At 42.3% G+C, this 20,448-nt stretch carries 21 protein-coding genes; 10 read left to right on the forward strand and 11 right to left on the reverse strand.

Annotated features, from left to right (window positions below):
* Window position 1 precedes the first annotated feature (1 nt).
* Window positions 2–1,024: an alpha-hydroxy-acid oxidizing protein gene (locus tag LKD41_RS11455; protein WP_227701278.1), complete on the reverse strand. Its 1,023-nt coding sequence runs from the start codon at window positions 1,022–1,024 to the stop codon at window positions 2–4.
* A gap of 47 nt (window positions 1,025–1,071) precedes the next feature.
* On the reverse strand, window positions 1,072–1,488 hold the full coding sequence (locus LKD41_RS11460; protein WP_227701237.1) for an SseB family protein: 417 nt from the start codon (window positions 1,486–1,488) through the stop codon (window positions 1,072–1,074).
* Window positions 1,489–1,680: 192 nt separating this feature from the next.
* Here LKD41_RS11460 and LKD41_RS11465 point away from each other — a divergent pair, with 192 nt between their 5' ends.
* From LKD41_RS11465 to LKD41_RS11475, 3 genes are all read left to right on the forward strand, one after another.
* A complete protein-coding gene (locus tag LKD41_RS11465) occupies window positions 1,681–2,805 on the forward strand; it encodes an acyltransferase family protein (protein ID WP_158561577.1) in 1,125 nt (374 codons plus the stop codon).
* Window positions 2,806–2,887: 82 nt separating this feature from the next.
* On the forward strand, window positions 2,888–3,829 hold the full coding sequence (locus LKD41_RS11470) for a DUF6709 family protein (RefSeq protein WP_227701238.1): 942 nt from the start codon (window positions 2,888–2,890) through the stop codon (window positions 3,827–3,829).
* Complete coding sequence (locus LKD41_RS11475) at window positions 3,823–4,074, forward strand: zinc-ribbon domain-containing protein (protein ID WP_227701239.1); 252 nt, start codon at window positions 3,823–3,825, stop codon at window positions 4,072–4,074. The genes LKD41_RS11470 and LKD41_RS11475 overlap by 7 nt, the downstream gene beginning before the upstream one ends.
* A 134-nt stretch (window positions 4,075–4,208) precedes the next feature.
* On the opposite strand, the gene LKD41_RS11480 is transcribed toward LKD41_RS11475, so the two are convergent.
* The 3 genes from LKD41_RS11480 to LKD41_RS11490 form a co-directional block, all read right to left on the reverse strand.
* A complete protein-coding gene (locus LKD41_RS11480) occupies window positions 4,209–4,541 on the reverse strand; it encodes a cupin domain-containing protein (RefSeq protein ID WP_117697884.1) in 333 nt (110 codons plus the stop codon).
* Window positions 4,542–4,680: 139 nt separating this feature from the next.
* Window positions 4,681–6,312 carry a glycoside hydrolase family 13 protein gene (locus LKD41_RS11485; protein WP_227701240.1) on the reverse strand — a complete coding sequence of 544 codons (1,632 nt, stop codon included), beginning with the start codon at window positions 6,310–6,312 and terminating at the stop codon, window positions 4,681–4,683.
* Window positions 6,313–6,346: 34 nt separating this feature from the next.
* Window positions 6,347–7,180: an HAD family hydrolase gene (locus LKD41_RS11490; RefSeq protein ID WP_227701241.1), complete on the reverse strand. Its 834-nt coding sequence runs from the start codon at window positions 7,178–7,180 to the stop codon at window positions 6,347–6,349.
* Window positions 7,181–7,873: 693 nt separating this feature from the next.
* Between LKD41_RS11490 and LKD41_RS11495 the strand changes: the two genes are divergently transcribed.
* The 6 genes from LKD41_RS11495 to LKD41_RS11520 all read left to right on the forward strand — a co-directional run bounded on the left by LKD41_RS11495 (window position 7,874) and on the right by LKD41_RS11520 (window position 12,303).
* Window positions 7,874–8,761, forward strand: a complete 888-nt coding sequence (locus tag LKD41_RS11495) for a hypothetical protein (protein WP_227701242.1) — start codon at window positions 7,874–7,876, stop codon at window positions 8,759–8,761.
* A 140-nt stretch (window positions 8,762–8,901) separates the two neighbouring features.
* On the forward strand, window positions 8,902–9,546 hold the full coding sequence (locus tag LKD41_RS11500; protein ID WP_227701243.1) for a hypothetical protein: 645 nt from the start codon (window positions 8,902–8,904) through the stop codon (window positions 9,544–9,546).
* Complete coding sequence (locus LKD41_RS11505; protein WP_227701244.1) at window positions 9,479–11,011, forward strand: GLUG motif-containing protein; 1,533 nt, start codon at window positions 9,479–9,481, stop codon at window positions 11,009–11,011. The genes LKD41_RS11500 and LKD41_RS11505 overlap by 68 nt, the downstream gene beginning before the upstream one ends.
* 81 nt (window positions 11,012–11,092) lie before the next feature.
* A complete protein-coding gene (locus LKD41_RS11510) occupies window positions 11,093–11,782 on the forward strand; it encodes a DNA-binding response regulator (RefSeq protein ID WP_227701245.1) in 690 nt (229 codons plus the stop codon).
* Window positions 11,783–11,874: 92 nt separating this feature from the next.
* On the forward strand, window positions 11,875–12,021 hold the full coding sequence (locus LKD41_RS16065; protein WP_431978790.1) for a LuxR C-terminal-related transcriptional regulator: 147 nt from the start codon (window positions 11,875–11,877) through the stop codon (window positions 12,019–12,021).
* Between the two features lie 60 nt (window positions 12,022–12,081).
* Window positions 12,082–12,303 carry a hypothetical protein gene (locus LKD41_RS11520; protein WP_147422403.1) on the forward strand — a complete coding sequence of 74 codons (222 nt, stop codon included), beginning with the start codon at window positions 12,082–12,084 and terminating at the stop codon, window positions 12,301–12,303.
* Window positions 12,304–12,344: 41 nt separating this feature from the next.
* On the opposite strand, the gene LKD41_RS11525 is transcribed toward LKD41_RS11520, so the two are convergent.
* The 6 genes from LKD41_RS11525 to rsmA all read right to left on the reverse strand — a co-directional run bounded on the left by LKD41_RS11525 (window position 12,345) and on the right by rsmA (window position 18,885).
* Window positions 12,345–13,931, reverse strand: a complete 1,587-nt coding sequence (locus tag LKD41_RS11525) for a DEAD/DEAH box helicase (RefSeq protein ID WP_227701246.1) — start codon at window positions 13,929–13,931, stop codon at window positions 12,345–12,347.
* A 113-nt stretch (window positions 13,932–14,044) separates the two neighbouring features.
* Entirely contained in the window at window positions 14,045–14,314 is a 270-nt protein-coding gene (locus LKD41_RS11530) for a GIY-YIG nuclease family protein (RefSeq protein ID WP_117697895.1), read from the reverse strand.
* Window positions 14,315–14,479: 165 nt separating this feature from the next.
* Entirely contained in the window at window positions 14,480–16,081 is a 1,602-nt protein-coding gene (locus LKD41_RS11535) for a GGDEF domain-containing protein (protein ID WP_227701247.1), read from the reverse strand.
* Between the two features lie 79 nt (window positions 16,082–16,160).
* On the reverse strand, window positions 16,161–16,976 hold the full coding sequence (locus LKD41_RS11540; RefSeq protein ID WP_227701248.1) for a M23 family metallopeptidase: 816 nt from the start codon (window positions 16,974–16,976) through the stop codon (window positions 16,161–16,163).
* An 87-nt stretch (window positions 16,977–17,063) separates the two neighbouring features.
* Window positions 17,064–17,951, reverse strand: a complete 888-nt coding sequence (locus LKD41_RS11545; protein WP_227701249.1) for a SpoIID/LytB domain-containing protein — start codon at window positions 17,949–17,951, stop codon at window positions 17,064–17,066.
* Window positions 17,952–18,012: 61 nt separating this feature from the next.
* Window positions 18,013–18,885, reverse strand: coding sequence for a 16S rRNA (adenine(1518)-N(6)/adenine(1519)-N(6))-dimethyltransferase RsmA (rsmA, locus tag LKD41_RS11550; protein ID WP_227701250.1), 873 nt, complete (start codon window positions 18,883–18,885; stop codon window positions 18,013–18,015).
* 193 nt (window positions 18,886–19,078) lie between these two features.
* Between rsmA and LKD41_RS11555 the strand changes: the two genes are divergently transcribed.
* The gene (locus LKD41_RS11555; protein ID WP_227701251.1) at window positions 19,079–20,410 is read left to right on the forward strand and encodes a putative DNA modification/repair radical SAM protein; all 1,332 of its coding nucleotides are present in this window, start codon (window positions 19,079–19,081) and stop codon (window positions 20,408–20,410) included.
* Window positions 20,411–20,448 lie beyond the last annotated feature (38 nt).

Below are 20,448 nucleotides of genomic sequence, written 5' to 3' on the forward strand. Positions count from 1 at the left end.
TCTATGCTTTTGTCCATATGCAATCCTTTGTAATCTCTGCCAGGCTGTGTACGCCACACATTTTCATGGTATCTTCTAATTCGGTTCCTATCCTGGCAACATAAGACGCTACGCCTTCCCTGCCGCCACCGTAAACCGCTGTCACAAACGGTCTTGCGATAATTACCGCATCTGCACCTAAGGCAATTGCCTTAAATACATCCGTTCCACAGCGGATTCCGCCGTCTACGAGAATTTTCATGGAGCCTTTCACTGCATCCGCAATCCCGCCTAAGACTTCTGCTGTTGCCGGGCACTGGTCTAATACCCTGCCACCGTGGTTCGATACCACAATTCCGGCAGCCCCGGCTTCTTTTGCTTTTAAAGCTCCTTTTACCGTCATAATTCCTTTTACAATAAACGGAACTCCAGCAAGCTCTGCCACTTCCCGCAGTTCTTCCACGGTCTTACTGCCTGCCGGCGGCTCTAAATTCTTAAGAAACGGCAAGCCTGCTGCATCTACATCCATGGCTACCGCAAAGGCTTTCGCTTCGTGCACCAGTGCCATTTTTTCTTTGATGATTTCAAGGTTCCACGGCTTTACCGTTGGGATTCCAAGTCCCTGTTCTTTGGCAATTGCCTTTGTAGCTGCCACCATGACATTACTGTCTGTACCATCCCCTGTAAAAGCTGCAATGCCACATTCCGCACAGGACGATACCAGAATATCATTATAGGAAATGTCATTGAGACAGTCACCGTAATGCAGATTCACCGCTCCTACCGGGCCTGCAAAGAACGGATATTTAAACTCTTTTCCAAATAATTTCAGCGAAGTATCCACCGGAGCATTTTCCACAATGGTATCCATCTGCACACGAATCTCTTTCCATTTATCATAATTACGCATGGCAGTATCGCCGATTCCCTTTGCACCGGGTCCCGGCATCTGATTCCGGCAGGCGCGTCCGTTGCATTCTACACATGCCTTACAATAATTTCCAATCCTTCCTCTTGCCTGTTCGATACATTCTACATAATTCATTTTTCTTTCCACTCTTTTTCTTCTCTGACGTTTACTTATCCACATATCTATCTGCTGCCAAGCACAATCTGTATCAGATTCTTATCCAGCATTATGGTACGGTTCCACGGATTTAAAATGACCCCTTCGATTCCCTCTGCCTGCAATGCTCCTTGAAAAAGCTTTTCTATATCCGCTAAAAATGTGGATTTCACACTTCCGCCGCCTTTTAATTCTTCTTCAAAGCTGCTGAAGGCTGCCCACCAGGTCCTGCCCTCTGTCTCAATCGCCTGTAGCAGCATCTGGCTTCCACCCTTCGGTGGTTCCACTGCCACAATCACCTGACCGCCTTCCTGCATCCGCCGGCGGATTACCGTCAGTGTATGGGCTAACTGCTCCGGTGTTGCCTCCTGCTGCAAGCCGGCAATCGCCTGTTCGATTTTTTCATTTCCTATCAGTCCCTCATCTATCTTTTCCTTTGCCATATGTGTATTCCTTTCTGTGGGGGTATTTTTTACTGCTTAGCACATTTCCAGCAGTGCCCTCTCGAAAATCAAAGATTTTCCCTGACTGGCACTGCTCATTATAACACACTTTTGCTGGAAATAGTGGCATCTTAAAACTATCTGTATTATAATAGCATGGTATTTCATTTTAGGATTAGGAGATTAGACAACATGACACCAGCTAAAACCAGAAGTTCCAACATTGAATTATTGCGTATTCTGGCTATGTTTATGATTATTATTTTTCATATTTCTGACCACTGCGTGAAGGTACAGTTAACAGACACTGCTTCCATGCTACGTATGAATAACGGACTGTTCTGTGAACCTGTTTTTTATAAGAAGCTCCTGCTTCTTTCCACCTTTGCTCCAATGGGAAAAATCGGAAATGTTATTTTCATTACGATTTCCGGATACTTTATGGTTTCAAAGGGAAACGGAATTAATCTTGCCAAAATTTCCAAAAAATTGCTGTTACAGCTTGGTTTTGCCGCAGTTTCCCTGACACTGGTATCTTCCTTCTGGTACCGCATGACTGACGGTGTCTTTTTAAAACTGGTCAACATCAATAAATTTAACAGTATGTCCTGGTTTGTGGGCTACTATTTCTTCATTATGGTAATCGCTTACCTCTTTTTAAACAAGTTTCTGGCAAAACTGGACAAGCAGAAATATTTTACCTTTCTGATTGTCTTATTTGCATTTATCCAGTTCCGCTGGACCGGAAGTATGGCAAATTCCCTGGCTAACGGACTCCGGACACTGCTGACCGGTATTTTCTTATATGCCTTGGGCGGTTTTATCCACCTTTACAATCCATTTGGGAAAATCAGAACTTATTGCCTCTATCTGATTATTGCAGTTTCCTTCCTGTTTATTTATATCTCTGCTTATAATGTAACACAGACCAATATTCAGACTTACTTTTTAAATGAAAGCAAAGACATTTTTATCCAGAAGATTCCTTCCTTTTCAGACTACAGCATTATTCCGATTCTTGTGGGACTTTCTCTGTTTGAAATCTTCCGGCGCATCCATATTCCATGCAGCCGCATGATTAATTTTGTGGGAGCTTCCACTTTTATGGTTTATCTTTTACATGATAATGCTTTTGCTTACAGTCTCTGGAATACACAGGACTGGATTACCCTGCTCTATGAGCATCCATATATTTACCTGTTTAAGCATCTGCGCTGGGCAGCTGCCACTTTCCTCATCGGCATCCTTTTCTATATTATTTACCTGTGTCTCGGAAAAGCCCTCAGTAAATGCAGATGGTTAGTGATGAAAGAATAATCTTCCTTATATCTGTTGCATAATTCTTCCTCTTATGCCATGATAGAATTGGTTTAAAAAAATACACGGGAGAAAAAAGAAAATGGAAGAATTTAAAAAGGATTTATTGAAAGTCTGTGGGAAAAACACCGCTGCACTGATTATTTTCTTTGTATTAGGTGGCGTTTTCCTTGCCTTCGGTCTTCTGATGTGGATTACTGCTTATGATCCGTTTGACGCACAGACCGATGGTTACGCAACAATGGAAGTTACTTATGTAATGGGGCCATTTGCGGAGCTTACTTCTGATGGAAAAGATCACACAGAATTCTATATTGCAGAGGATTCTGAAGGTTACTGGAGTATCATTGCTACCAAGGGAGAAACTTCCCTTCCGGTCTATGGTGTAGACGTAGATGACACTGTTCTCGACAGCTTACCTGCTCACACGATCCGGGGAAAAAGCACCAGCATGCCTCCTCAGGCAGCTCATTATCTGGTGGATTATCTTTCTGATACCGGACTGGACATTACTACTTACAACTATGACGAGTACTTTGGTGACCATTATCTGGATACCACACACACAGCCGTTGAAAACAGCATTGTACTCTATGTGATTGCTGCCGTATTTACAGTTCTTGGTATTATTATTTTTTCAGCAGGCGGCAACAAGAAAAAGGCCGTTAAGAAAAAGATTGCTCTCTTAGAACAGAATGGCGGTCTGCAGCGGATTTACTCTGATTTTGCCAACAGCCCACGCATTTTTTCACCAAAGCTTGGCGTTGCTGTTTCCAATCATTTCATATTGGATTACAACAATACAAAGGAAGGCTTCTATGTCACTCCTTTAGACGATATTACGAACGTTTTCAAATGTAACATGTTAAATGGTGACCCGACAACAAGCAGCTATATTGCACTGGAAACTGCAGATGGTAAACGTACTCTGGTTGCCGCTCACAGTGGAAAAAGCAAAGATTTTGATCAGGTTCTTAATCAGTTAAAAGCAAATATTCATCAGGGAGGTGTTATGACATGGTAATTATCTACGGTACAAGAACAGTTTTTAAACGGGAAGGCCCGGTTGGCACTTCTGTCTGCCCAAACTGCCGGCATAATGTCATGCATACCCTTTGCAGACAGTTAAATCAGGCAACCCTTTTCTATATTCCGATTTTCGGCCACCAGAAACAGCGTGGCATTATGTGCGAAAGCTGCGGTATGATTACACCGGTCAGTGCACAGGAATACCGGGAACGGAAACAGGCTGCAAAGATGTATTATTAAACAATGTCTTATTGATATAACGTCAGCTCTTGCGGACATCTGGCAACACAAAACCGCCACATACACAGGCAATACGCACATCTGATGATGGCTTTGTCTTATGTATGTGGCGGTATTTTAATACTTACTTCTTCTTAGAATACTACGACTAAAAGCATTTTAAACTGCTCTTTTCCATATACGGCATGTGGATGTCCTGCCGGCATTACGATGGACTGTCCTTCCGTCAGTTGGAATTTCTCACCATCAATGGTTACTTCTCCAACTCCATCCAGACAGGTTACAAAGGCATCTCCGCCGGAAGCGTGTGTGCTGATTTCCTCGCCCTTTGCAAAGGAAAATAAGGTTACGCTTACTGCATCATTCTGTGCCAGTGTCTTACTTACAATCTGTCCATCCTGATATGCTACTTCTTCTTTTAAATTTAAAACTTCTTTCTTGGAAATATTTTTTAATAAATCTGCCATTTTTGTGCTCCTTATCTTTTCTTTATCTGATTTGTATAAACCTTTTCGGTGGGTTTATCCATATTATAGCAGATAACGGAGTGACTGACTGTTGGATTTCCAACATCTATGCAAAGAATTTATTTCAATAGGAAATCTCTTATTTTTTATAGTACATTCTTGCTTCATACGGACGAAGCACGGAAGAATCCTCTGTCTCTTTATAGTTGGAAATGAGAAGCTCCATATCCTCTGTCTCTTCCGTCAAAGGCATTTTCACAGTATTGCCGTAGAAATTGCAGACAACAAGCAGTGTCTCATCCGCATTTTTACGCTCATATGCAAAAATATTTTCATCCTCGGCTAACAGTAATTTGAAGCTGCCGTCCACCAAAACAGGATACTCTTTTCTAAAGCTTACCAGCTTCCGGTAGCAGTTGAAAATGGAATCCGGGTCATCTACCTGGCTCTTGGCATTGATGGTTTTATAGTTATCATTTACTTTTATCCAAGGTGTGCCTGTTGTAAATCCGGCATTTTCTGTATCATCCCACTGCATTGGTGTTCTGGCATTATCACGTCCCTTGGCATAAATGGAATTCATAACATCTTCCTTATCATAGCCTGCTGCGATACGCTCCTTGTATACATTCTGGATTTCAACATCCCGGTAATCCTCGATATTATAGCGGACATTTGTCATACCCAGCTCTTCGCCCTCAAAAATGTATGGAGTTCCCTGCATTCCATGTAATAAAATTGCCAGCATTTTTGCAGACTCTACCCGGTACTCCTTATCATTGCCCCAACGGGATACGATACGCGGCAAATCGTGGTTGTTCCAGAAAAGGCTGTTCCAGCCACAGTTATAAAGCTCTGTCTGCCAGCGGTTCATAATCTGTTTTAATTTCAAGAATGGTAGCGGTGCCAGATCCCATTTATCCTTGCCTTCCTGCTGATCCAGTCCGATGTGCTCAAACTGGAATACCATGGAAAATTCACTTCCATCCGGATTGCTGTAAAGCTTTGCCCGCTCCGGGTCTGCGCCCCAGGCTTCTCCTACGGTAATCAAATCTCCCTTCTGGAAAGTTTCTTTGCTCATTTCACGGAAATATTCATGAAGTCTTGGGCCGTTGATGGTAATTTTCTTATCCGGCTCTTTTGCAATCTGGTCAATTACATCCAGACGGAAACCGCCAACTCCTTTTTCCATCCACCATAAAATCATGTCATATATTTCTTTTCGCACCTGCGGATTTTCCCAGTTCAAATCCGGCTGTTCCGGCAAAAACTGATGGAAATAATACTGCTTTATTTCCGGTACCCATTCCCATGCACTTCCACCGAAAACGGCTTTCATATCGTTTGGCTCTACGCCTTCTTCCCCATCTCTCCACACATAGTAATCATGATATGGGTTGTCCTTACTCTTCTTTGCTTCCTCAAACCATCTGTGTTTATTGGAGGTATGATTTAAAACCAGATCCATAATGATGCGGATGTTGTATTTCTTTGCTTCTTTAATTAAAGCCTCCATATCTTCCACACTGCCGAACATCGGGTCAATATCCTGATAATCAGAAATGTCATAGCCATTGTCCGCCTGCGGGGATTTGCAGACCGGTGATAACCAGATTGCATCAATACCAAGCTTTCCAAGGTACTCCAGCCGCTCCATCATTCCTCTTAAATCACCGACTCCGTCTCCATTACTGTCCTGAAAACTCTTTGGGTAAATCTGATATACTACTGCACTTTGCCACCATTTCTTTTCTGTTACGTTGTTACTCATTTTGTCCTCCTAGACTTTCTTTACTTATTTTTCTTCATAGCAGCCCCAATTTTTCAAATGCATCATACAATCCATTCTGATCCACATCCCCGGTGACATAATCTGCCATAGCCCTTATCTCGTCTCCGCCGCTTCCCATGGCAACACCATAGCCACAGTATTCTAACATAGGAATATCCACTTTGGCATCCCCAAAAGCTATGGTATCTGCCACATCTGCATGAAGATATTCTAACAGATGCGCAATGGCATTGCCCTTGGTGATATTTTTTACACCCAAATCTCCAAATAATGCAATTTCGCCGGCTCCGCCCCAGGTTCCAGCCTGCAAATCCGAAAATTCGGTCACGGCATCTTTATAATCCTGATACTGATTTAAGATAAAGCTTACTTTATTTACATCATCCCGGTACAGCTCTCCATCAAAAATCATTTCCGGAAATGCATCCCGCACCTTTATTTTATCTGCGCCCTCTTTGCCTTTCCGCCTGGAATATTCCTGAATCACAGGTTCTCCAGCCTCTTCAAATCCGGCACTTGCAAACAGTCCTGCATTACTTTCCAGATAAAATTCCAGTCCGCGCTCCTTTAACCAGTCCACAATATGGCGGCACTGCTCCGGCGTAATCATCTGGTGCATAACCACATGTCCATGATCTTCCACATAACTTCCGTTTCCGCCTATCATTCCATCCAGTCCGATTTCCCAGATATTCTCATAGACTTCTGCTTTACTTCTTCCTGTGCAGATATACACTCTGTGTCCGTTTTCTCTTGCCTTCCGCACCGCAAGAACTGCTGATTCCGGCAAATGATTTTCATAATCCACCAAGGTTCCGTCAACATCCAGAAAAATGATTTTTCCCATACTGCCCGTCCTCCTACTCCTTTTCTTCTATCCTACCTGCATTTTTTGAAGAAATCAACATTTTCTTCTAATGTATTTAAATCGATTGGTCGATAAAGTTATTACATGGATGGCATTTTATTTCAAGGGATTGATTGAGATAAAATGTCTTTATTTTTTTCTGATGATTGTAAAAATGTATGGATTGTAAATTTATCAGGATATTCAAAGTGTATCTGGATTTTGACATAAAATACCGCAGCTCTAAGATACATGTTTTTCTTTTGTTTATTAAGCCGGTCTTTCCAATGTTTGACAAATCACAGGACTGTTCGTCGAAGTGCGGATGCATCTTAAAGGCTGTTAGGGGCACTTGGAATTTCGTCTGGCAACAGGCAACGCCGGCACAGGGAAGTGCCGGCGAGGCGCATATGAACACGGATGTGAATTTGCGCCGATTGCCAGACAAAAAATTATCCTGCCGAAATTCTTAGTGCCCCTTGCAGGCTTTATCCGCATCCGTACCCGACGGACAGTACTGCGATTGTGTCAAAGCAACGGAAAGACAGCCTGACAGCAAGAAAAACATGTACCTAAGAACTGCTGGCATTTTACACCAGATAAACCCAGAATGCACTTTGAATCCCTGAAATCTTTACAAGTTACAAATATGCTTTTGCAATCACCAGACAACAACTTCTGAAAGGAGCTCTTATGGCAATTAACTCAATATGGAACAACAACTCCCCAATGGACTACCTCAGTTTCCTGTCCACTGACCCGGATAACAATACCGAGGATAACGAATGGCTGACTCATTTTCAACAGCTTGTGCAGAAAAAGCTTTCTGAAATGAATGAGGATAAGGATTCTGCAGCTACGGTAAATCCGGCTGAAGAAATTGCAAAATGGAAAGAAAATATTTATAACAAAATGAAAAATGGTGAAACCGAAGAGAGCTTTCAAATCGGTGGTCAGTCTTTCAGCATGAAGGAATGGGACAAGCTGTTAGACTCCTTTGATAAAGCGGAAGAAGCTTTACAGGAAGCTATTGAAGAGGAAGAAGAAGTTAAGGATAAGGAAATGGCAGAGACAGCAAAGAAAAGCATTGTAAATGATACACCAGCCCAGCCTCTTATCGATATGCTTTTATCCGATACCCTTAAGGTTACGTTTCCGACAGATGCCACAAATGAATCTGATGAAGATGCGGAAGATGTATTTTATATGGTTGCCATGGATGAAAAAGGTATCCGCTGCATCAAAAACGGGTCTGATACTTACGAATGGAAAATTGAATTTGAAGACAATTCCCAGTATGAGGCTGTCCGTGATTTCTTAGGCTGGGCTTCTCCACGAATGGACAAGCTTTTATTTGCAGCCCATGACAATTTCTGGATGGATTATCTGAACGGTGACCTTGATGTAGATGCTTTTAAAGACTTCTTAGAGGGCACTAATAACGGCATTCCAAACTATGGCATTGGTGATGAGGAAAATATGTACATTGACGAGACGAAACTTCAGTGGACAAAATATATGAACCCTCTGGGTGCCCACTTTGGTACCCCGGAAGAATTATTTCCGATTCCGGAATTATAGATTAAATACAATAAAACAGGCACTTTTTTCTGTCAAAACGGGCATGTCCAAAGGAAAATGAAATTGGTAAAATAAAATCGTAAACCTTGATTTTGTCGGTTTGAATCTTACTAAAAATCATTAAAGGGAAAGGACGAATTATGGGAAAAAGAAAAAAGTTACTAGGTTTGGTTTTGGTAGTCTGTATGTTGTTTACACTGACACCGATAACTTCCCGGGCAGATGTTACAACAGAGAAATGGACAGATTTTACAGCAACTGACTTTGCTGGCGGCAACGGTACAAAGGATGATCCATATCAGATTGCTACGGCAGGACAGCTTGCAAAGCTGGCATCAGAAGTAAATTCTGGAGTACCTGAGCAAACACATTTGGGGGAATATTTTAAGTTGACCGCTCCAATTGATTTGAGCGGAAAGAGATGGATTCCTATCGGTTATGGAAATGCAAGTTCCAAAGCTTTTTCAGGATATTTCGATGGAAATAATCAGGTCATTACAGGCTTATATGTGGATGAACGGGGAAATAACGTCTGTGCCGGCTTGTTTGGTGTCGTAGTAGCTGTATCTGATGAAACAGTACTGAAAAATTTTTGTATTAAAAATGCTACCATCTATGCCGGAAATTCCACGGATGCAAATGCCAGTCCGGATATTTACGGTGCCGGAGTGCTGGTAGGTTCGCTTACAACGATGGGTGGTTCCAGAGCTACCTTTGTTGGAGTCTACCTGTCAGGGAACCGGACAGGTAGACTCCAAGATGTATGCCGGAGGGCTGATTGGTGATGCAAGCCGTGCCCATGTTTCGGATTGTTCCGCGGATGTTACTGTGACAGGAAGGTGTATCAGTGGTGGATTCATCGGAAATGTTTTCCAGGGCTCCTACAAAAACTGTACCGCCAAAGGCAGCGTATCCGGAGGATGGTCAACCGGCGGGTTTGCCGGATGTGTATTTGAGTCCGACGCCAGTGTGGAAATAGAGCATTGTGCATCTTATGGCAATGTTGAGGCAAATAACTGGAATACCGGCGGTTTTGTCGGATACCTGGAAAAAGGAAAGATTCGTAACAGTGTTTCCTATGGTAATGTAAAGAGTACGGTGGCAGGCTGGGAGCCGAAAACCGGTGGCTTTGCCGGTACAAATACCGAAGGAAATATTCAGAACTGTAATGCTGCAGGTACTGTAACAGGTTCTCATCCAACAATTGCACCGGGTGGATTCATTGGATATGATAATAATGGCACCACTGCTGGCTGTGCTTTTGATAAAAAGAAGAACCCTTCACTCAATGATGTAGGTGCGGATAGTGGAACACCTGGTTCCAACCAGATTAAGGCAGCAGACACAACCTCCCTGCTCTCAAATATCTGCGGCAGTTATCTTGGCGGACATACACTGTCTAAGGTTGACAGAAAAGAAGCAACCCATCTGACAGAGGGAAATATACAATATTGGGTCTGTGCAAACTGCGGTGGTTATTTCAGTGATGCAAATGGAGCAAATATGATTACTGCTTTGGATGTTGTAATCGCAAAAACAGCAGAGCATACAACAGACCGTACCGGATGGCATTCCGATGCGGATAATCATTGGAATACCTGTGAATGTGGTGAAAAAATAAATCAATCCGGACATAGCTTTACCTGGGTAATCGACAAGGAAGCTACGTCTACGGAAAAAGGTTCTAAGCATGAGCAGTGTACAGTTTGTAATTATGCTAAAACTGCAGTCGAAATCCCGCCGGTAAAAACCGAAACTGAAGAAGCCAAAACTTCTTATAAAATTATAGAAGGAACTGAAAGCAGCTATGTCCTGCAGAGTGGCAACAGCCTTACCATCCGGGTGGATGCAGAGTTCTCTAAATTTGCCGGAATCAAAGTAGATGGTGTTCAGATTGGAAAAGATAATTATGATGTGAAGTCCGGTTCAACCATTGTTACTTTGAAGTCCTCTTACCTGAATACACTGACTGCCGGAACACATAACCTGGAAATGTTGTGGACAGATGGTTCTGCAAGTACTACGTTTACCATCCAGGCAAGCGTAAACCAGAATCCAGACAATAAAAATCAGGAAACGGCTACAGCCTCAAATACCCAGCCTGCAACTCAAACTAATACAAAGCAGACTACGGATAAGTCTCCGAAAACAGGGGATTATAATAATCCTTTGGTATGGGCGGCATGGCTGATTGTTTCAGAAATTATTATTGCTGGTACCGTTTATTATCGTAAAAAGAAACATTTGTAAATAAATATTACCCCATAAAAATGCTCTCTATGTAACAAACTGTATCATTTTACAGGAAACGCTGAAAAAGTAATTAAAGAAATGGAAGATAAAGAATCAGCACAGATTGCATTAGCAGAATATTATTACTTTTCTGCCAATGCAGAACTGTGTGCAGAGACTGTGAAACCATATTTGTCACATGAAGATATCATGCTTCGTTTATCTGCAGATATGCTCTATACCTTTGCCAATCTGACAATTGGAGATTCCAAAGCGGCACAACAGGCCAGAGAGGATATACAGCGATGCATGGTTCAGGTGGTACAGGAAAATGCAACGATGGAGCAAAAGGCGTCCTGTCTGTTTGCCTATTATATAACTAATATTTTTCTTCATATTACGCCAGAAAAAAAGGTGCCGCCGTTTCTGCAGTATATCCCATATCTTCCGACCGGACAGAGATTGTTTGCAATCAGCCTTCTGGCACATGAAACTTATTTAAGGCAGGAATATGCCCGGGCAAAGGGGCTTGTCCAGGGAGCTTTTTTGATGGCAGATACGACGTATCCCATACCCATAATATATCTGAACTGTGTGCAGGCAATGTGTCAGATTAATCTGAAAGAACAAAAAGAAGCCATACACTCAGTAAATTCTGCATGGGAAATGGCCAGACCGGATAGATTTTGGGAGCCATTTATTGAGTATCATGGGCTGTTACAGGGATTATTGGAGGTCTGTGTCCGAAAAAAGAACCAGAGATTTATAAGCAGTTGGCAGGCGGGATAATCTCATTTAGTCGTAGCTGGATGAAAATCCACAATCCTAAGATGCAAAAAACAGTGACGGATCTCCTGTCTCCATTGGAGTTTTCCATTGCAATGCTGGCATGCCGGAACTGGACCAATCAGGAAATTGCAGAATATTTAGGATTTTCAGTGAACACAGTTAAGCATTATATATCAGGAATTCTGGAAAAGTTAGGTATCGATAAACGGGATAAAATAAAAAATTTTGTAAATCAATGATATACGAAGGAGAAGGTTTATGTAAATCCACAGACCGGTGTGAAAACCGTGGTATTTTCCATGCCGGAAAATAACGGTGCGACCTATGAACTGTTTTCCCTTGACGATATTTATAATCAGTATAACTACGGGGATATGTATCAGATTGACAAGACGGTTCTCTTAGGATTTGGTCTGGGACGACAGATTAACGGCTCTTATACCATTGACATCAACGGTCTGAACCCTTCCCATATACAGCCTTTGAACCCCCTTCTTAAGAAAATGTTTTCACGGGTATAAAAACTGCGAGGGACACGTAAATCGTGTCCCTCTTTTTTTGTTTATTTCTGGTTTGCCGGTTCCATATTGACGGCTTTTCCCTTTATCTTCGCATGCTTCATGGCATTTAAGACTTCTTTGCCATATTCTCCTGGTACTTCCACAAAAGTATATTTATCAAACATATCAATGGCTCCCACCAGTCTGCCCGGCATACCGGACTCTCCGGCGATGGCGCCAAGAATATCTCCCGGCTTAATCTTGTCTTTCTTTCCAATGTTGATAAACAGTCTTACCATTCCCTCTTCTGCACCGGTATTGGCAAAGTCGTATTCTTCTTTTTCAGAAGAACTCTCCCCTGCCCCCATTGCCTGATAGAGGAAAGCTGCTGCAATATCCATGGCAGTATAATCAGCTTCATTTACCTGCTTCTCAATCAGCTCTATCATATCAGAAAGATTCTCTTCCTCTATGATAGTTCCAATCTGTTCCATGATATTTTCAGCTTTTATCTGTGCCACATCATCAGTGGATGGAATCGGCTGTGCTAAAATCTTTGTCTTGCAGTAACGCTGGATATCTTTTAATTTATAGACTTCCTTGCCTTTTACAAAAGAAAATGCCTTACCACAACGGCCTGCACGTCCGGTTCTTCCGATTCGATGTACATAATATTCATCATCCTGCGGCAGGTCATAATTAAATACCGCTTCTACATCATCTACGTCAATTCCTCTTGCTGCCACATCCGTTGCAATAAGAATATCCGTCTTTCCTTTCCGGAAATTATTCATGACCCGGTCTCTCTGGGACTGCTTCATATCTCCATGAAGTCCCTCTGCACTATAGCCTCTGCCGGATAATTCCGTTGCCAGCTCATCTACCATTTTCTTGGTATTACAGAATACCAATGAAAGCTTCGGATTATAATAATCCAAAAGTCTCGTAAGGACATCCACTTTATCCTTGCGCTTTACATCATAGTAGTACTGGTCAATGTTGGCTACGGTGAGTTCCTTTTTTACAACCTTGATATTGACTGCATCATGCTGGTATTTTCTTGTAATGTCAAGAATCGGCTTTGGCATGGTTGCAGAAAACAGTACGGTCTGATGCTCTCCCGGAATATATTCTAATACAGTTTCTATGTCCTCACGGAATCCCATATTTAACATTTCATCCGCTTCATCTAAGACGATGGTATGGACAAAATCCGGGCGAATGGTTTTTCTGCGAAGATGGTCCAGCAATCGTCCCGGTGTTCCGATAATAATCTGTACGCCACCCTTTAGGGCTTTAATCTGGCGGGAAATGTCCTGTCCACCATACACTGGCAACACTTTTACACCGTGCATATATTTTGCCAGCTTACGGATTTCGTCTGCCACCTGAATGGCGAGCTCTCTGGTGGGAGATAAAATCAAAACCTGCGTTTTCCGTAAAGACGGGTCTACTTTCTGTAAAATCGGAATTCCAAAAGCTGCTGTCTTGCCGGTTCCGGTCTGAGCCTGTCCGATAACGTCCACACCTGATAAAACCACCGGGATTGCCTGACTCTGAATCGGTGTTGCCTCTTCAAATCCCATGTCCGCAATTCCTCTTAAAATCTGCGGATTTAAATCTAATTCATCAAATCTGATTGTATTCATTCTTTTCCTTCCTGTTGCGGGAACTTTTTCCCATCTGTCAGTAACCTGTTCTCCAGTCACTTTATAAAAAGCCACCGCGGCTAATCATAACAGACTGTTTTTTGCTTGTCAATTTACTGCAACAGATTTTTCTTCGACAAAATCAGCGCATCCTTCTGCTTTCTGGTCAGCTTTTTATAGGCTGCTTCCTTCTGCATGGCCTCCTCCTTCGTCCCGGATTCCTCTAAATACCGCAGCTCCACCGGTCCCCGGTTTCTGGTATACTTTGCTCCTTTTCCACTGTTATGTGCTTCAATCCGCTTGTCGATATCAGTCGTCCAGCCGGTATAGAGGCTCCCATCCCGGCAGAGCACCATATAAGTGTAATTATGTTTCTCTTTCATGTAATCCTTCCTATGTAGACCGGGCACCGCCCAGTCTTATCTCTATATAAAGCAATCGACCAAAAAAGTATCTTACTCATATTCCATAAACTGGTAAAAAAGTATCGATTGCGGATTTTTGGCCGTTACATTTTATCTTATGCAGTTTTCTTATGTATGTTCCATTTACCGACAGCTTCCAATACAGATTCCTCCCCGGTTTTCTTCTTTGACCTGATAAAGTAAATCATCGGCTTTCTGCAAAAAGTTCTTCATCGTTCTGTCCGCATCCGGTATATCATAACAGATTCCCTGGGAAATGGATACATAGCGCTGTGCCTCTGAAAAAGCGTGCTCCATATTAAGGTCACGGATGCTTCGCTTTAATTTTTCTGTAAGAATGACTACGGCTTCTCTGGAATATCCCTCATAAATTAGAATGAATTCATCCCCTCCATACCGTGCACAGAAAATATCATCCTTTTCCGCTAACTTCTGAATTTCCTTTGCTACACGGCAGATACATAAATCACCCTTCTGATGCCCATAGTTATCATTATATTGTTTAAAATAATCGATATCCAGTATTTCCACTGCCACTGGAATTTTCTCTGCTATGGCATGTTCGAATACCTTCTGCGCATGCTGTTCTAACCGATAGCGGTTCGGGATTCCGGTCAGTGCATCGGTCTGGGACTGCTCTAAGAGAATCCTGTTTTCTTTTTCCATCTTCTTTCTGCTGTGGTTCGTCTCTTCCAATGTATAACGCATATCTAAGATGCAGGTCATGATATATTTATTTTCTTTTTCCAGTATCTCGGACAATTCAAAAAACAAACCGCATGCCTGCAGATATTCACGATTCTTTTCCTGCCGCTTATAATAACGGATTTTTAAAGTCAGAATCCGCTTCTGCATATAAATAATCTTAGCTTCCCTTGCCATCTTCTCTAAAAGTTCTACTAATTTCCAGAATTTCTCTTCCTTTCTGGTATCTAACAGCATCTCACAATAAGCATAAAGATCATCAAAAATATCAAGAATCGGCATTCTGGTATCTGATACCTTCTGCACAATTGCTATATTCCGGTCACATTCTTCTTTCTTTCCCATGGCATTACAGAGTCTTGCTTCAAAGCAGGCAAAGGCAATCTGCTCTAACTCTTCCAGATGTCCACTGCACACCTCTTTTGCCCGCAGTGCATATTCCTGTGCCTGCATATACTCTTCCTGATAAAAGCAGCTGTTTCCCAGTCCTATATAGATATTCAGAAGATAACTGTAATATTCCGGTATTTCCTTATTCTTCTGCAATAAATCATATGCCTGCTCTAAATATTTTTCTGCCTGCCGGTATTCCCCAAAATTATTATAAAGCATACCGATATTAATATTGATAATAATACCAATATCATATAATTTATATTTTTCACAATACATTCTGGCATTCAGATAATAATCCATGGCAAAAGGAGCATTTCCACGATTCATGGACGTAATGGCAAGAATATTATAGGCTCTTGCCAATAAACCATGCTGTCTGGAATGCTCCAGGTATGGCAGGGAACAGGAAAGATTGCGAAACAGTTTATCCACATCATTCAGAAGATAATATGTCTCGCCACTGTAATAATAGGCATAGCCTAACAGTTTCTCATCATCCTGCTCTCTGGCATAATCTCTTATATTTTTACATAGCATCAATGTTTTTTCGGCATCTGTTCCCCGATTCTTCCGGACACCCTCTAACCATTCCAATACTTCGCTGCTGTAAGCATTAAAATCCATCTTTTTGCGCACCCTTTTTCGTATTTTTTAATGTCTTTTATTATATAGGTATGCGGCTCTTTTTTCAAGTATGGCTCTTTTACTCAAAGAAGCTTACCGGGTCTACCGGTTCGCCATCTTTCTGCAAGGCAAAATAAAGATTACTTCCTTCCACGGAATAATATTTCGTCGGTTCCGCAATATAACCTACCAGTTTTCCTTTGCCGACAATGTCGCCCACTTCATACGGCACTTCCTTAAGCTGCCCGTAAATAGCACTATAACCATCTCCTAAATCCATAGTCACGGTACATCCTGTGACCGCACTGTTGGAAATATCAGTTATCTTTCCTTCTGCGGCTGCGGATACCCTGTCATTTACTTCTCCGGCAATAATCACTGCCGGATTATATTTATACTGATCCAGCGTTGCAAAATACACGGTCTGATCCATGCTGTAATTTAAGACTACATTACCCTGTAATGGCCAGTTTAATCCATCCTCTTCCGCAAAATGCAGTGTTTTTGTGGTGGCTGCTGCCGCCTTTGTCTCAGGTTCATTTTCTACCTCAGCCACTGCATTTGTTACATTTTCTTCTTCCGTCTGCCCGCTGTCGGACTGTGCCTGTCCATCCGAATCCTTTGAAGCAACTACGTTATCAGAAGGTTTTATGATACTGTCTGTCTCTGCCAGTTTCTCCGATGTTTCTTCCTCTGTCTTTGGAAGCGTTGCCACAAAATCATCCGAAGCTCCATCTTCTTTTTTATTGCCTTTGTCTTTTCCTGCATCCTTATCTGCAACATTTTCCTGCTGCTTTTTTTCTTCCTTCTGGGAATAATTATATACTGCTGTCATTGCTCCTGCTGCCAGTACCATGACAGCCAGGGCAATCATCCATGATCTTCTTCCTTTCATTTTCTCACCATCCATATCTTATTTTTTATAAGTATGAACAGTTTTTTCATATATTATTCTTTTTTATATTTTATTCTTCTTTATATTTCATTTTTTTGTAATTTCAATTCCGGAATAATAATAGCTTAAAATTTCCTGATAAGTTTTTCCCTCTTTTGCCATCTCATTTGCTCCATATATGCTAAGTCCATAACCGTGTCCTAAACCTTTGGTCACAATACGTACCCTGCCGTCGATTTCCCTGATATAAAAACAGGCGGAATTCAGGGAAAATGCCTTGCGGAATTCCTCCCCGCTGACACTACTGTTCCCAACCTGTATGGTTTTTACATATCCGCTTTCTTCCCGCTCTGTCACCACCAGCGTATTCACCCAATCCTCCGTTGTAAGTCCTGCTTCCGGAAATGCCTGATTGCAGGTATCCACCAGTTCTCCTGCATCATAGAATTCCACCTTAAGAAAATCCTCTGATGTAATGTCCCATATGGATTCCACACTTTTGAGATAAGGAAGCTCTGTCCCTCTCGTTTTCTCTGCACTGACTGCAAAATAGGGAGCCTCAATTTCCTGTCCCTGATATGTTAAGACTTCCCCCTCGGTATCTATCAGGCAATTTTCTAATTTCTGATAATATCGATTATAATTTTCATTTCCAAATAATTTGGTCTGCTCTGCAACACTCAGTCCCGTCTCCGGTGCTTTTCCCTGCGACAGGGCATATTCATAATTGGTCCGCACAATAACTGCCTGCGCACGAATCGCTTCTTCTTCATAGGTAACCGGGATATCCCGTGCCAGAATAGACACAAGAGCAGCCATCTTCTCTTCTTCATCGGGATGACTGCTCTTATGTTGTATTTCATTGCTGTCTGTATCCAATAATATCTCATCCCCCTGGAACACCAGGGTCATAAGTATCGGTAATCCTGCAATAATCAGACACAGACACAGTATCATTTTTATTTTTTCTTTCATATCCTGTCCACTCCTGTTCTACATATATATGTAACAGAAATGGATGTATACCAGTAAAATATTACTGATTCATACGCTGTCCTATCTCATTGGAAAGTTCCGCAAACTGCTCTAAGGACAGTGCCTCTCCACGAATGTTCTCCGGAACTCCAAGGCTTACGATACTTTCCTGTATTACCTCTTTCGGCAAATGTATCTCCGGGGAATTATTCAGTCCGTTTGCCAGTGTCTTTCTGCGCTGGTTAAAGGATGCCCGGATAATACGGAACATCAGTTTCTCATCTTCCACTTCTACCGGCGGCTTCTCATGCCGGGTCAGACGGATGACCGCACTGCCTACATTCGGCCTTGGCATAAAACAGTTCGGTGGTACATTTGCCACGATTTCCGGCTTCGCATAATACTGTACTGCAAGGGAAAGTGCTCCATATTCCTTGCTTCCCGGTCCCTCCTGCATACGTTCTGCCACTTCCTTCTGCACCATAATCGTAATGCTGTCAATTGGCACATGGCTTTCAAACAGTCCCATAATAATCGGTGTGGTAATATAATAAGGCAGATTCGCCACTACCTTGATTGGCTTTCCCTGATTCTTCTCTTCTGCCAGCTTACAGATATCAAGCTTTAAAATATCTTCATTGATTACTGTTACATTGGAATAATTCTTCAGTGTGTCCGACAAAATCGGAATCAGATTCTTATCTATCTCCACCGCAACCACTTCTCTTGCCCGCTCGCAAAGATACTGTGTCATGGTTCCGATTCCCGGACCAATCTCCAATACAAAATCATCCTCCTTCACTCCGGATGCATCGATAATCTTATCCAGCACATGAGTATCTATCAAAAAATTCTGCCCGAATTTCTTCTGAAAATTAAACCGGTACTTCTGCAGTACCTCTATTGTATTCTGTGGATTTCCTAATTCCGCCATGCCTGCTCCTTTATTTAACCGCTCTTTCTATCTTTTTTTCGAATAAATGTTCGGTTTTTGTTGCCAACTGCATATTTCTGTGTTACAATCATTTTAGAACAAACGTTCTGATTTGTCCAGTCCTTTTTATGATAACAGAGGAAAATAGTTCTACGCAACTATTATTGGGGATTTTATAGAAAAGGTGATTGCTTTGAATATAACAGAAAACATGTCTTTATTGGAAAAACTGACCATCCTTTCGGATGCCGCCAAATATGATGTTGCCTGTACCTCCAGCGGTGTAGACCGCAAGGGAAACGGCCATGGCATGGGTAATTCCATTGCTCCCGGAATCTGCCATACCTTCTCTGCCGATGGACGCTGTATTTCCCTGCTTAAGATTCTTTTTACCAATGAATGCATTTTCCGCTGTGCCTATTGCCAGAATAACTGCAACAATGATGTGCCAAGGGCTTCCTTTACACCGGACGAAGTCTGTACCCTTACCATGGAATTTTACCGCAGAAATTATATTGAAGGTCTTTTCTTAAGCTCCGGTATTCTCATCAGCCCGAATTATACTATGGAACTGATTTATCAGACACTTTACCAGCTCCGTGTCCGCCATCATTTTAACGGATATATTCATGTAAAAGCTATTCCTGGTGCCGACCCAGTTCTCATTGAAAAAGTAGGCTTTCTTGCTGACCGTATGAGCATTAATCTGGAGCTTCCAACCGCAGACGGACTGAAGGCTCTTGCACCAAATAAGTCCCGCAAAACCATCTTAAAGCCCATGCGTCTGATTCAAAATGGCATTATGGAAAATCAGAATGAGCTGATGGTTTACCATAAGACACCGAAATTTGTACCGGCAGGCCAAAGCACCCAGATGATTATCGGTGCCACCCCAGAAAACGATTATCAGATTATGAAGGTAGCAGAAGGCTTATACCAGAATTTCCAGTTGAAACGAGTCTTCTACTCAGCCTTTGTCAATGTAAATCACAATTCCAATCTGCCAACCCTTCCCGGTGGTCCGCCCCTTCTGCGGGAACACCGCCTGTATCAGGCAGACTGGCTGCTTCGCTTCTATGGTTTTTCTGCCGGAGAGCTATTAAGCGAAGACCGTCCGGATTTTAATATCTTCTTAGACCCGAAATGCGACTGGGCACTCCGCCACTTAGAAGCCTTTCCGGTAGAGATTAACCGGGCAGATTACAACACCTTACTACGTGTTCCGGGCATTGGTGTGAAATCTGCCAACCGTATTGTAAAAGCCCGCCGTCACAGCCGCCTTGATTTTTCCGATTTAAAGAAAATCGGAGTTGTCTTAAAACGGGCTGCCTACTTTATTACCTGCTCCGGTCGTATGATGTATTCCATTCCACAAAATGAAGATTATATCTGCAGCTGTCTGATGCAGGATAAAACTCAGATTCCGAAGGAAATACGGGATTCCAGTTATAAGCAGATTTCCTTCTTCGATGAAGATGCCTTAAGTGATTTTAAACTGACCACCAACGATTTATGCGTCGGATAAACTGCTATAACCATGATTTTTCAGTAAACAGGAAAGGA

The organism is Roseburia sp. CLA-AA-H209 (assembly GCF_020687575.1).
Taxonomy (GTDB): domain Bacteria; phylum Bacillota; class Clostridia; order Lachnospirales; family Lachnospiraceae; genus Roseburia_C; species Roseburia_C amylophila.

Bases quoted from the DNA above. Each gene is read 5' to 3' on its own strand.
- LKD41_RS11455 (WP_227701278.1), bottom strand. From the start codon at position 1,024: ATGAATTATGTAGAATGTATCGAACAGGCAAGAGGAAGGATTGGAAAT.
- LKD41_RS11460 (WP_227701237.1), bottom strand. From the start codon at position 1,488: ATGGCAAAGGAAAAGATAGATGAGGGACTGATAGGAAATGAAAAAATC.
- LKD41_RS11465 (WP_158561577.1), top strand. From the start codon at position 1,681: ATGACACCAGCTAAAACCAGAAGTTCCAACATTGAATTATTGCGTATT.
- LKD41_RS11470 (WP_227701238.1), top strand. From the start codon at position 2,888: ATGGAAGAATTTAAAAAGGATTTATTGAAAGTCTGTGGGAAAAACACC.
- LKD41_RS11475 (WP_227701239.1), top strand. From the start codon at position 3,823: ATGGTAATTATCTACGGTACAAGAACAGTTTTTAAACGGGAAGGCCCG.
- LKD41_RS11480 (WP_117697884.1), bottom strand. From the start codon at position 4,541: ATGGCAGATTTATTAAAAAATATTTCCAAGAAAGAAGTTTTAAATTTA.
- LKD41_RS11485 (WP_227701240.1), bottom strand. From the start codon at position 6,312: ATGAGTAACAACGTAACAGAAAAGAAATGGTGGCAAAGTGCAGTAGTA.
- LKD41_RS11490 (WP_227701241.1), bottom strand. From the start codon at position 7,180: ATGGGAAAAATCATTTTTCTGGATGTTGACGGAACCTTGGTGGATTAT.
- LKD41_RS11495 (WP_227701242.1), top strand. From the start codon at position 7,874: ATGGCAATTAACTCAATATGGAACAACAACTCCCCAATGGACTACCTC.
- LKD41_RS11500 (WP_227701243.1), top strand. From the start codon at position 8,902: ATGGGAAAAAGAAAAAAGTTACTAGGTTTGGTTTTGGTAGTCTGTATG.
- LKD41_RS11510 (WP_227701245.1), top strand. From the start codon at position 11,093: ATGGAAGATAAAGAATCAGCACAGATTGCATTAGCAGAATATTATTAC.
- LKD41_RS16065 (WP_431978790.1), top strand. From the start codon at position 11,875: ATGCTGGCATGCCGGAACTGGACCAATCAGGAAATTGCAGAATATTTA.
- LKD41_RS11520 (WP_147422403.1), top strand. From the start codon at position 12,082: ATGCCGGAAAATAACGGTGCGACCTATGAACTGTTTTCCCTTGACGAT.
- LKD41_RS11525 (WP_227701246.1), bottom strand. From the start codon at position 13,931: ATGAATACAATCAGATTTGATGAATTAGATTTAAATCCGCAGATTTTA.
- LKD41_RS11530 (WP_117697895.1), bottom strand. From the start codon at position 14,314: ATGAAAGAGAAACATAATTACACTTATATGGTGCTCTGCCGGGATGGG.
- LKD41_RS11535 (WP_227701247.1), bottom strand. From the start codon at position 16,081: ATGGATTTTAATGCTTACAGCAGCGAAGTATTGGAATGGTTAGAGGGT.
- LKD41_RS11540 (WP_227701248.1), bottom strand. From the start codon at position 16,976: ATGAAAGGAAGAAGATCATGGATGATTGCCCTGGCTGTCATGGTACTG.
- LKD41_RS11545 (WP_227701249.1), bottom strand. From the start codon at position 17,951: ATGAAAGAAAAAATAAAAATGATACTGTGTCTGTGTCTGATTATTGCA.
- rsmA (WP_227701250.1), bottom strand. From the start codon at position 18,885: ATGGCGGAATTAGGAAATCCACAGAATACAATAGAGGTACTGCAGAAG.